Genomic DNA, 12,418 nt, shown 5'->3' with positions numbered 1-12,418 from the left:
CCATGAGCGATCGCAAGGGCGGCGAAGCCGGGCGCCGGGGGCACCTCCCGCTTGCGGGGGACGGGTCGCGAACCGACCAGCAAATGAGTGTCACGACCGTCGACAAGCGCGAGCGCGAAGCGTTGTCCCGCCAGGACGTGCGGGTGACGCGCTGGGTCGCGACGGTCGCCGGGCTGATCGGTTTCATCCTGTCGATCGCCACCCCGCTGTTGCCCGTAGTGCAGACCACCGCGACGCTGAACTGGCCGCAGAACGGCCAGCTGAACAGCGTTACCGCGCCGCTGATTTCGCTCACCCCGGTCGACGTGAAGGTAACCGTGCCGTGCTCGGTGGTGCGCGGCCTGCCACCGGAGGGCGGCGTCGTGCTCAGCACGGCGCCCAAGAAGGGCAAGGACGCCGCGCTCAACGCGTTGTTCGTGGTGGTCAACGGCAAGCGCGTCGACGTCACCGACCGCAACGTGGTGATCGCCAGCGCGGCCCGCGATCAGGTGGAGTCGGCACAGTGTCAGCGCATCGAGATCACCTCGACGAAGGCGGGCGCGTTCGCCACGTTCGTCGGGCTGACCGATCCGGCGGGCAAGCCGCTCGGCGGCGGCTTCCCCGACCCGAACCTGCGGCCACAGATCGTCGGGGTGTTCACCGACCTGAGCGGGCCGGCCCCGGCCGGTCTGCAGCTCTCGGCGACCATCGACACCCGGTTCTCCACCACCCCAACGACTTTGAAGCTGGCCGCGATGGTGCTGGCCATCGTGTCTACCATCGTCGCGCTGATCGCCTTGTGGCGCCTCGATCAGCTGGACGGTCACCGGATGCGCCGGCTCATTCCGGCGAACTGGCGCACGTTCACCCTGGCCGACGTCACGGTGATCTCCGGCTTCGTGCTGTGGCACGTGATCGGGGCGAACTCGTCGGACGACGGCTACATCCTGGGCATGGCCCGGGTGGCCGATCGCGCCGGCTACATGTCGAACTACTTCCGCTGGTTCGGTAGCCCCGAGGACCCCTTCGGCTGGTACTACAACCTGCTGGCACTGATGACCCACGTCACCGACGCCAGCCTGTGGATGCGGTTGCCGGACCTGATCGCGGGGATCGTGTGCTGGCTGCTGCTCTCGCGGGAGGTGTTACCCCGGCTCGGCCCTGCGGTGGCCGCCAGCAAGGCGGCGAACTGGGCGGCGGGCATGGTCCTGCTGACGGCCTGGATGCCGTTCGACAACGGCCTGCGGCCCGAACCGATCATCGCCGTCGGTTCGCTGATCACCTACGTGCTGATCGAGCGCTCCATGCGCTACAGCCGGCTCACCCCCGCCGCGCTGGCCGTCATCACCGCGGCCTTCACCCTGGGCGTCCAGCCCACCGGGTTGATCGCGGTGGCAGCGCTGGTCGCCGGTGGCCGCCCGATCCTGCGGATTCTGGTGAAACGCCATCGCCTGGTCGGCACCTGGCCGCTGGTCGCGCCGATGCTGGCCGCCGGCACGGTCATCCTGACGGTGGTGTTCGCCGATCAGACGCTGTCAACGGTGTTGGAAGCCACCAGGATTCGCACCTCGATCGGCCCCAGCCAGGCCTGGTACACCGAGAACCTGCGCTACTACTACCTGATCCTGCCGACCGTCGACGGCTCGCTGTCGCGCCGCTTCGGCTTCCTGATCGCCGCGCTGTGCCTCTTCACCGCGGTCTTTATCATGTTGCGGCGCAAGCGAATTCCCGGTGTTGCGCGCGGGCCGGCCTGGCGGCTGATGGGCGTCATCTTCGGCACCATGTTCTTTCTGATGTTCACCCCCACCAAGTGGGTGCACCACTTCGGGCTGTTCGCCGCGGTGGGTGCGGCGATGGCCGCGCTGACGACGGTGCTGGTGTCGCACGAGAGCTTGCGCTGGTCGCGTAACCGCATGGCCTTCCTGGCGGCGCTGCTGTTCGTGCTGGCCCTGTGTTTCGCCACCACCAACGGCTGGTGGTACGTGTCGAGCTTCGGCGTCCCGTTCAACAACGTGATGCCGCGGATCCACGGAATCAGCATCAGCACCGTCTTTTTCGCGCTGTTCGTGATCGTCGCGCTCTACGCGGCGTACCTGCACTTCGCGCCCAGGGACCGCGGCGAAGGACGGCTGGCGCGGGCGTTGACCGCCGCGCCCATCCCCCTTGCGGCCGGCTTCATGGCGTTCGTCTTCATCGCCTCGATGGTGGCCGGGATCGTGCGCCAGTACCCCACCTACTCCAACGCCTGGGACAACCTGCGGGAGTTCAGCGGCGGCTGCGGGCTGGCCGACGACGTGCTCGTCGAGCCCGACAGCAATGCCGGCTTCATGGCGCCTTTCAAAACAGGAGAGCCGGACAATTACGGCCCGCTCGGGCCGTTGGGTGGCGTCAGCCCAACGGGATTCACGCCCAACGGCGTACCGGACCGCACCCTGGCCGAGTCGATCAAGGAGACGGAGGTGCCGCAGCCCGGCACCGACTACGACTGGGACGCGCCGACCAAGTTGAAGGCCCCGGGGGTCAACGGCTCGACGGTGCCGCTGCCGTATGGCCTCGACCCCGGCCGGGTGCCGCTGGCCGGCAGCTACACCACCGGCGCGCAGCAGCAGAGCCGGCTCACCTCGGCGTGGTACCAGCTGCCGAAGCCGGATGACGGACACCCGCTGGTGGTGGTGACCGCCGCGGGCACCATCGCCGGCAACAGCATCCTGCACGGCCACACCAGCGGCCAGACCGTGGAACTGGAATTCGGCAGGCCCGGCAATGGCGGCGCGGTGCAGCCGGCCGGCCGGCTGGTGCCCTACGACCTGTACGGCGAGCAGCCGAAGGTGTGGCGGAACCTGCGCTTCGCGCGTTCGGCGATGCCCGCCGACGCGGTCGCGGTTCGGGTGGTTGCCGAGGACCTGTCCCTGACACCGGACGACTGGATCGCGCTGACTCCCCCACGGGTGCCTGAGCTGCGGTCGTTGCAGGAGTACGTCGGCTCCAAGCGGCCGGTGCTGATGGACTGGGCGGTGGGACTGGCGTTCCCGTGCCAGCAGCCGATGCTGCACTCCAACGGCGTCACCGACATCCCGGAGTTCCGCATCACCCCGGACTACAACGCCAAGAAGCAGGACACCGACACCTGGCAGGACGGCGTCAACGGCGGCCTGCTGGGCATCACCGACCTGTTGCTGCGGGCCCACGTGATGTCGACATACCTGTCCCATGACTGGGGCCGCGACTGGGGATCGCTGCGCAAGTTCGACACCATCGCCGACGCCCACCCGGCGCAGCTCGACCTGGGCACCGCCACCCGCACCGGATGGTGGTCACCCGGGCCGATCCGCATCAAGCCCTAGCGGAACGCCGAAGATACGGCGCCGAAATGGTTTTGCGCGTGGTTATTCGGCGTGGAATAGCGCAATGAATTAACGCCCGGGTAATTACCGGGCAAAGGTTTAATACCGCCAATCTCGGGTGAATACTCATTCCGCTGTGATCCAGTTCACACCGCGGAGCGAGGTGGCCGAATGCACACACTGACACGCCTGGGAACCTGCGCGGCCGCGGCCACCGCGGTCATCACCCCCGCCGCGGCTTCAGCCGTCGGCACCGCGTCCGCCGAGGGCGGCGGCACGACCGTCGTTTTCGACACCTATCTGCGGCGATGCGACTTCAGCAAGATCAGCATCGCCCCCAAAGTACCCGGCCCGATGCTCGGCACCGGTTCGGCCATCGTCCGCACCAGCGGATCCAGGGCGGTCGCCGAGGTGCACCTGGTCGACGCGCCCGAACCGGGCGCGCAATTCGACGTCGGCCTCATCGAAGAACCCCGTCCGTCCTCATCGACCTGCGGCCCCGGTGACCCGGGAACCGCATTTACCAGCATGCTCACCGACGGGGCAGGAAACGCAACGGCGACCGTTGCTGACACCATTCGGCCGGGCACGACCGGCGTGTGGGTGATTATCGAGCGGCCTAATGCGAACTCCCAGAACCCGGCGGAGTTCTATACGTCCGAGTTCGTGGTGCCGGTGCGGTCCTAGCCGCCGCGCGCCCGCGCGGTGGCGCCGGGCGAGCGGGTGAAGCGGGGACTTCCGGCCCTATTTTGACGTTTGAGTCAAATGTTGCGATGGGAGTATCCGAGGAAATCTGGGGAGGGAGCGGTGTCGGCGTCGCACAGGGACACAAGCCAGCAGCGAATCGCCGCGGCCGATGATGCCACCGGCGACATGGGTTCCCTGCTGCGCGCCGACGCCCGCGACGACGTCGACATGGCATCGGCCGTCGCCGAGGCGGCGGCGGATTTGGACCGCGGTTCGGCCATGCTCGTCGTGAAGCGGGGCCCCAACGTCGGGGCGAGATTCGTGTTGAACCAGCCGGTCATGAACGCGGGTCGGCATCCGGCCAGCGACATCTTTCTCGACGACATCACGGTCAGCCGCAGGCACGCCGAATTCCACTCCGAGAACGGCGAATTCCGCGTCGTCGATCTCGGCAGCCTCAACGGCACCTACCTCAACCGTGCCGCCGTCGACTCCGCGGTGCTGACCAACGGCGACGTGCTCCAGGTCGGCAACTTCAGGCTGATCTTCCTCACCGCCCAGCCGACGTAACAGCGACGAGGGGATCCGTGACCGCTGACCCCGGGACAGTGCCGACGACATCCGGGTACGCATCGGCGAATTCAGTTCCGGCCGAATCATTTCCGTGCGGTTCGGCACCAGTGGCTGGATCATATTGACCCGAATCGCCAGCGGCGCCCGCTTGCGGGCTACTGCCTGACGACCGGCCCGGCGCGTAGCGTCTGACCCATGAGCGACTACGCCCTAGAGGCGGTGGACCGGCTGCCGTTTTCCACCGACGAGAAATCGCAGCGCTACGCGACGGAGAACTACGGCGGCGCGGTGGGACTCAACTGGTACCTCACCGATCCCACGCTGCAGTTCACCATGGCCTACTACCTCGAGCCGGACGAACTCGCGCTGGCCGAACGCCATTTGACCCGCATCGGGGAGCTGATGGGCGGGCCGGTGGCGCGCTGGGCCGAGGAGACGGATCGCAACCCCCCGCGGCTGCAGCGCTACGACCGGTGGGGTCATGACATCAGCGAGGTGGTCATGCCGGCCTCCTTCACGCAGTCCAAGCGGGCGGTCCTGGACGCCCAGCGGGCGCTGCGCACCGAAGCGCGCGAGGCGAAGATGAGCTCGTCGCTGACCATGTTCGCCTCGAATTACCTGCTGAACCAAGCCGATATCGGCATGGGCTGCGCGCTGGGCACCGGCGGCGGCATGGTCCAGTCGCTGGTGGCCGCCTACGCGCCGCCCGACGTGGCCGAGCACGTGGCGGCCAAATTCGCCTCCGGCGAGTGGGCCGGCGAGACGGCGCAGCTGCTGACCGAACGCACCGGCGGCTCCGATCTGGGCGCGCTGGAGACCACCGCCCGGCGCGTTGGTGACGCGTGGTTGTTGAACGGCTTCAAGTGGTTCGCGTCCAACTGCGCCGGGCAGGCGTTCGTCGTCTTGGCGAAACCCGAAGGCGCACCGGATTCTTCGCGCGGGGTCGCCAACTTCCTGGTGCTGCGCACCCGCCGCGACGGATCCCGCAACGGCGTGCGGGTGCGACGGCTGAAGGACAAGCTGGGTACCCGCTCGGTGGCCTCCGGCGAGGTCGAATTCGTCGACGCCGAAGCGTTTCTGCTGTCCGGCGAGCCCACCGACGCCGCTGGGCCGTCCGACGGCAAGGGCCTGGGACGCATGATGGAGCTGACCAACGCCGCGCGCCTGGGCATCGCGTTGTTCGCGCTCGGTAACGCGCGGCGCGCCCTGGTGGAATCGCTGTGTTACGCCCGGCAACGCCGGGCGTTCGGCGGGGCGCTGATCGACAAGCCACTGATGCGGCGCAAGCTCGCCGAGCTGATCGTCGACGTCGAGGCGGCGCAGGCGCTGGTGTTCGACGGTACCGGCGCCACCAACCATCGTCAGCCGCGCAGCATGCGGCAACGCATCGCCGTGCCGGTCACCAAGCTCAGGGTGTGCCGGCTGGGGATCACCGCGGCCTCGGACGCGATTGAAATCCACGGCGGCAACGGCTATATCGAGACCTGGCCGGTGGCGCGGCTGCTGCGCGACGCGCAAGTGAACACCATCTGGGAGGGGCCGGACAACATTCTGTGTCTGGACGTGCGGCGCGGGATCGAGCAGAGCCGCGCGCACGAGACGCTGCTGGCGCGGCTGCGCGACGCGGTGTCGGTCGCCGACGATGGCGAAACCACCCGGCTGGTCGCCGGGCGGATCGAGGACCTGGACGCGGCGATCACCGCCTGGACCAAACTCGACAGGCAGACGGCCGAGGCCCGGCTGTTCCCGCTGGCCCAATTCATGGGCGACGTCTACGCCGGCGCCCTGCTGATCGAGCAGGCCGCGTGGGAGCGCGCGACCCGGGGCGGTGAGCGCAAGGCGCTCGTCGCGGGTCTGTACGCGCAGCGCTATCTCGCCGATCGCGGGGCGCTGCGCGGCATCGACGCCGACTCCGACGAGGCGCTGGAGCGCTTCGACGAACTGGTAGACGGCGCATTCGCCGCCGAGCAGACATAAAAGCACGCGAAAACGCCTCAAAATGTGCGTTTTTGGGTGCTTTTGCGTCTGCTCGCGTTGAGGCTCGAGGCCTAGATCGGGATGAGCCCGTGCTTACGGGCCGTGCGGAACCATAATTGCTTGTCCCGCAACAGTTTCATTGACTTGCGCAGCAGCAGCCGGGTCTCGTGCGGGTCGATGACCGCGTCGATGAATCCGCGTTCGGCGGCGGTCCAGGGGATCGCCATGTTGAGGTTGTAACCCTCGATGAAGTCCTTCTTGATCTGCTGCGCCTCGGGGGTGGTGGGATCGGGGAACCGCTTCATCAGCAACTGCGCGGCCCCCTCGGCGCCGATCACCGCGATGCGCGCGGTCGGCCAGGCGAAGTTGAAGTCCGCGGTCAGCTGCCGGGATCCCATCACGGCGTAGGCGCCACCGTACGACTTGCGGACCGTGATGGTCACCTTCGGCACGTCGGCCTCCACGACCGAGTACAGGAACCGGCCGCCGCGCTTGATGATGCCGTTCTTCTCCTGCTCGGCACCGGGCAGGAAGCCGGGCGTGTCCACCACGAACACCAGCGGGATGTTGAACGCGTCGCAGAACCGGATGAACCGCGCCGCCTTGTCGGAGGCCTCGTTGTCGATCGACCCGGACAGGTACATGGGCTGGTTGGCGATCACGCCGACCGGGCGCCCGTCGATCCGGGCGAACCCGGTGATGATGGCCGGCCCGTGCTGCGCGGCGACGTCGAGGAAGTCGCCGTCGTCGAAGATCCGCAGCAGGATCTCGTGCATGTCGTAGGCCATGTTGTCCGAGTCCGGCACGATCGAGTCGAGCTCGAGATCGGTCGGGGTGGTCTCCGGCTCGAGGCCGGGGTTGACGATCGGGGGCTCGCTGACGGCGCTCGACGGCAGGAACGACAGGAAGTCGCGGACGTACTGGAACGCCTCGGCCTCGGAGTTCACCACCTGGTGGATGTTGCCGTTGCGGGCCTGCGCATCCGAGCCGCCGAGCTCGTCGAGGGTGACGTCCTCACCGGTGACCTCCCGGATGACGTCGGGCCCGGTGACGAAGAAGTACCCCTGGTCACGCACCGAGACCAGCAGGTCGTCCTGGATCGGCGAATACACCGCTCCCCCAGCGCATTTGCCGAAGATCAGCGAGATCTGCGGCACCAGACCGCTCAAAGCCTCGTGGCGGCGGCCCAGCTCGGCGTACCACGCCAGCGAGGTGACGGCGTCTTGGATGCGGGCGCCGCCCGAGTCCTGGATGCCGATGATCGGGCAGCCGACCATCGCGCACCACTCCATCAGGCGGGCGACCTTGCGGCCGAACATCTCGCCGACGGTGCCCTGGAACACGGTCTGGTCGTGGGAGAACACCCCGACCGGCCGGCCGTCGATCATGGCGTGGCCGGTGACGCAGCCGTCGCCGTAGAGCGCGTTCGGGTCGTTGGGCGTCTTGGCCAACGCCCCGGTCTCGAGGAAGGTGCCGGGATCGACCAGCGCGTGCACCCGGGCGCGGGCGCTGGGGATGCCCTTCTTGTCGCGCTTGGCGACGGCCTTCTCACCGCCCGGCTCTTTGGCCAATTCCAAGCGACGGTAGAGCTCGGCCAGCTTCTCGGCGGTGGTGTGCTGAATGGGAGCCGGCGCCATCTCCGTCACTATTTGCCTACCTCACTCGTCTGACTGGTTTCGGCCTCCACCTTATTCAGCACGTCGGAGAGGTGAGCACCGACCTTGCCGATGATCGGTTCGTCGATGGCCTGGATGTGCTCGCCGCCGATCGGCACCACCTCGAGGTCGGCCACGTACTCGCCCCAGCCGCCGTCGGGCTGGCGGATCGCATACCGCGGCTCGAACTCGATGACGTCGTCGTGGTAGCGGTCGGCCATGTACAGGGTGACGTGGCCGTCGTACGGCTCGATCTGGACGGTCTCGAGCGCCCGGTTGTCCAGGTAGGACGTCCGCTGGTGCTCGACGATGCCGCCGGGGATCTGCACACCGCTCTGCTGGACGATGTCCAGCACGAACTTCACCTGGCCCTCGTCGTCGAGCTCCTCGAGCTGCTCGTAGGGGATCGCCGGAATCTCGACGTTGAAGGTGCGCTCGGCGAACTTCGCGTACCGGTCCCAGCGCTTGCGGGTCTCCTCCTGCGTCTGGGGAATCTCCTCGCCGGCGCGCACGGTGTCGATCATCCCGACGAAGCGCACGTCCTCGCCCGCGCGCTTCAGACCGATCGCACACGCGTAGGCCAGCGCGCCGCCGAGCGACCACCCGGCCAGGATGAACGGCTTGCCCGCGTTCATCTCCAACAGCTTCGGCACGTACTGGGCGGCCCGCTCCTGAACGGTGCCCTCCACGCGCTCGAAGCCGTACATCGGCGTATCCGCGGGCAGCCGGTTCAGCAGCGGCTCGTAGACGACGGTCGACCCGCCGGCCGGATGGAACACGAACACCGGCGGCTTGGAGCTGCCCTCGGGGCGCGCCCGCAGCGTGCGGACGAAGCCGTCGATCTGCCCGGCCTCCAGGTACTGACGCACCTTTTCGGCCAGCGCCTCGATGGTGTCCGACGTCAGGACGTCCTCGGCGGTGATGTCACCCTCGGCGCGCTCGGAGAGCCGCTGCGCCATCTTGGCCGCGGTGTCCTCGTCGAGCTTGGGCAGCGGGTTGAAGATGCCGCCCGGCGACTTGCCGGTCACGATCGCCCATGTGGCGAAGGTGACGCGCTCGGCGGCGTCGCGCGGTGGCACATCGGAGTTCAGCGCCTTGGCGACCGCCTCCTGGCTGAGCGTTGCGGCCAGGTCCGGCTTCGCACCGTTGGTCGCCGCGCCCTTCGGGCCCGACGGGTCCGTCGGAGGCGGCGGGATGGTGGCGTCCGACGGCGGTGGTTCGGGCTGCGTCTGGGGCTCGGCCTGCGGGTCCGGCGCCGGTGCGGCGGCCGTCGTCGGCGTGGCCCCGCTGAGCAGTTGGGCCTGCTCCCTGGCGATCTCCTCGGGCGTCTGCGTCTTCTGGTGCTCGTGTAGCTGCTCGACCTCGTCGCGGTGCTCGACCGCGTACTCGATCAGCTTCTCGATGGCGTACAGGTTGGCGTCGCGCACGGCCGTCAATTGGATTGGCGGCAGGTCGAAGTCGTATTCGACGCGGTTCTTGATCCGCACCGCCATCAGCGAGTCCAGGCCCAGCTCGATCAGCGGCACCTCCCACGGCAGGTCCTCGGGCTCGTAGCCCATGGCCGCCGAGACGATCAGCCCCAGCCGCTCGCCGACGGTCTCGCCGGAATCCGGTGACCAGCGGCCCACGCTGGACGGCAGATAGCGGTTGGTCAGGCTGTCCGACAGCGTCTCAGCGTCGGCGTCCTCGGCCGGCGCCTCGGGCGCCTCGACCGCGGCGGTCGTGGTCGGCGCGGCGATGGCCGCACCTGCGCCCACCGCGGTGGGCAACGCCGCCACGCTCTGACCGGCCCGCGACACCAGCGCGTCGTAGACCAGGGTGAAGGACTCGTCGATGCGGGCGTGCACCTGGACCGAGGCGCCACCCGGGTGCCGGGTCATGGTCGTCACCAGCCGCGCGCCCGCACCGGGCACCGCGCGCTGCTCGGACGCCACCAGCTGCGCGTCCGAAAGGACTTGTTTCGCAGCGGATTTCACCAACGCTGCCAGGTCCGTCTCGCCGTTGCGCGGCGCGTACTCCCAGACGTGGCGCCCGTCCGGCAGCGCGACGTGGGTGCCCGGCATGATCACCGAGCCGTCGCCGGAGAAGTGCACGTCCAGCCAGTGCTCTTTGCGCTTGAACTTGGTCAGCGGGATGTTCGCGTAGTCCTCTGGCCCTTGGGCACGGGTGAAGAGCGTGCGGATGTCCAGATCATGACCGTGGACGTAGAGCTGGGCCATGGCCGAGATCATCGACTCGACGTCGTCCTGCTTTTTGGCCAGCGTCGGAATCAGTTGGGCATCATGCAATCCCGCGGCGGCGGTGGTCAGGCCGATCTGCATCAGCGCCACCGGGTTGGGCGCGAGCTCCAGGAAGGTGGTGTGGCCGCTGTCGACGGCGTTGCGCACGCCGTGGGTGAAGTAGACCGAGTGCCGCATTCCCTTGACCCAGTAGGCGACGTCGTGGATCGGCTCGCCGCCGGGTTTGATGTAGCTGCCCTCGTGCACCGTCGAGAAGATGCCGACGGTCGGGCTCATCGGCGCGATCCCCTGCAGCTCCGCGGAGAACTCCCCGAGCAGCGGGTCCATCTGCGAGGTGTGCCCGGCGCCCTTGGTCTGCAGCTTGCGGGCGAAGCGGCCCTCGGCCTCGGCGCGGGCGACGATGGCGTCGATCTGCTCGGGCGGACCGCCGATCACGGTCTGACTGGGCGCGGCGTAGACGCACACCTCCAGGCCGGGGAAGTCACCGAACACGGTTTTGAGCTCGTCGGCGGAGTACTCGACGAGCGCCATCAGGCGGATGTATTCGCCGAACAGCATGGCCTCGCCCTCGCCCATCAGGTGCGAGCGTGACGCGATCACGCGGGCCGCGTCGGGCAGCGACAGGCCGCCGGCGAAGTAGGCCGACGCGGGCTCACCGAGCGACTGGCCAATCACCGCAGCGGGTTTGGCGCCGTGGTGCTTGAGCAGCTCGCCCAGCGCGATCTGGATCGCGAAGATGACGACGTTGGAGGTCTCGATGCCGTACTCGTGGGAGTCGTCGAGGATCAGCTCGAGCACCGAGTAACCCCGCTCGTCCTGGATCAGCGCATCGACCTTCTCGATCCATTCGGCGAAGACCTCGTTGCGCAGATACAGGTTCTTGCCCATCTTGCGGTGCTGCGCACCGAAACCGGCCATCGCCCAGACCGGGCCGCTGGTGACCGGCCCGTCGGTGCTGAACACGTTGGGCTTCTGCTTGCCCTCGGCGACCGCCCGCAGGCCCTTGATGGCCTCTTCGTGGTCGTGGGCCAGCACCACCGCGCGCGAGCGGCCGTGGTTGCGCCGCGACAGCGACCGGCCGATCGATTCCAGCGACGACGCCTGGCCTTCCGGACTTTCCATCCAGTCCGCGAGCTCGGCGGCGGCGGCCTTCTTGCGCGAGGTCAAAAATCCTGACACCGCGAGCGGGATCAGCGGCTTGGTCGGTTCCGATTCCTCTTGCGCGGCAAGCTCTTCGGCCGCGATCGCTTTGAGGCGCAGCGCCTCGTCGGTGAGGCCGGGCAGCTCGTATTCTTCCTCCACGGCCTCCGAGGCGTCGGGGATGATGTTGCCGAAGTCGTCGAACCGCAGCGAGTGGCTTTCCAGCGTGGGCGCCTCGGCGGGGTCTTCGCCGGCGGCCGCCGGAGCGATGACCTCGGCCTGCGGCTCGGGCTCGCGTTCGATCACGTCGCGGGGCAACACCTCGCGCACGACCAGGTGCGCGTTGGCCCCACCGAAGCCGAAGCTGGACACCCCGGCCAGCGCGTAGCCGCCGTATCGCGGCCAATCGCTCGCGGTGTCAACGACTTTCAAGCGCATGCCGTCGAAGTCGATGTAGGGGCTCGGGCCGGCGAAGTTGATCGACGGCGGCAGCTTGTCGTGCTGCAGCGCCAGCACCACCTTGGCCAGGCTGGCCGCACCGGCCGCCGACTCCAGGTGTCCCACATTGGTTTTCACCGCGCCCAGCAACGCCGGGCGGTCGGCCGGGCGGCCGCGCCCGACGACGCGGCCCAGCGCCTCGGCCTCGATCGGGTCGCCCAGGACGGTGCCGGTGCCGTGCGCCTCGATGTAGTCGACGGTGCGCGGGTCGATTCCGGCGTCCTTGTACGCCCGGCGCAGCACCTCGGCCTGGGCGTCCTGATTGGGGGCAATCAGCCCGTTGGACCGGCCGTCGTGGTTGACCGCGCTACCGGCGATGACGGCC

At 68.4% G+C, this 12,418-nt stretch carries 6 protein-coding genes; 4 read left to right on the top strand and 2 right to left on the bottom strand.

Annotation, left to right across the window (positions count from 1 at the left end):
- Window positions 1–83: 83 nt before the first annotated feature.
- The 4 genes from A9W96_RS02250 (at window position 84) to A9W96_RS02235 (ending at window position 6,560) form a co-directional block, all read left to right on the top strand.
- Window positions 84–3,323 carry an arabinosyltransferase domain-containing protein gene (locus A9W96_RS02250; protein WP_066873168.1) on the top strand — a complete coding sequence of 1,080 codons (3,240 nt, stop codon included), beginning with the start codon at window positions 84–86 and terminating at the stop codon, window positions 3,321–3,323.
- Window positions 3,324–3,494: 171 nt separating this feature from the next.
- Window positions 3,495–4,010, top strand: coding sequence for a hypothetical protein (locus tag A9W96_RS02245; RefSeq protein WP_067137722.1), 516 nt, complete (start codon window positions 3,495–3,497; stop codon window positions 4,008–4,010).
- 120 nt (window positions 4,011–4,130) lie between these two features.
- Window positions 4,131–4,580: an FHA domain-containing protein gene (locus A9W96_RS02240; protein ID WP_067020820.1), complete on the top strand. Its 450-nt coding sequence runs from the start codon at window positions 4,131–4,133 to the stop codon at window positions 4,578–4,580.
- A 198-nt stretch (window positions 4,581–4,778) separates the two neighbouring features.
- Window positions 4,779–6,560: an acyl-CoA dehydrogenase family protein gene (locus tag A9W96_RS02235; protein ID WP_066873090.1), complete on the top strand. Its 1,782-nt coding sequence runs from the start codon at window positions 4,779–4,781 to the stop codon at window positions 6,558–6,560.
- Between the two features lie 71 nt (window positions 6,561–6,631).
- On the opposite strand, the gene A9W96_RS02230 is transcribed toward A9W96_RS02235, so the two are convergent.
- Window positions 6,632–8,197 carry an acyl-CoA carboxylase subunit beta gene (locus tag A9W96_RS02230; protein WP_156748756.1) on the bottom strand — a complete coding sequence of 522 codons (1,566 nt, stop codon included), beginning with the start codon at window positions 8,195–8,197 and terminating at the stop codon, window positions 6,632–6,634.
- 8 nt (window positions 8,198–8,205) lie between these two features.
- A partial coding sequence (locus A9W96_RS02225) for an acyltransferase domain-containing protein (protein WP_067137721.1) occupies window positions 8,206–12,418 on the bottom strand: 4,213 nt, incomplete at its 5' end.

Source organism: Mycobacterium sp. 1245852.3, from assembly GCF_001669335.1.
GTDB classification, from domain to species: domain Bacteria; phylum Actinomycetota; class Actinomycetes; order Mycobacteriales; family Mycobacteriaceae; genus Mycobacterium; species Mycobacterium europaeum_A.
The sequence above is the reverse complement of the archived record's forward strand: the minus strand, read 5'-3'. Positions and strand labels throughout refer to the sequence as shown.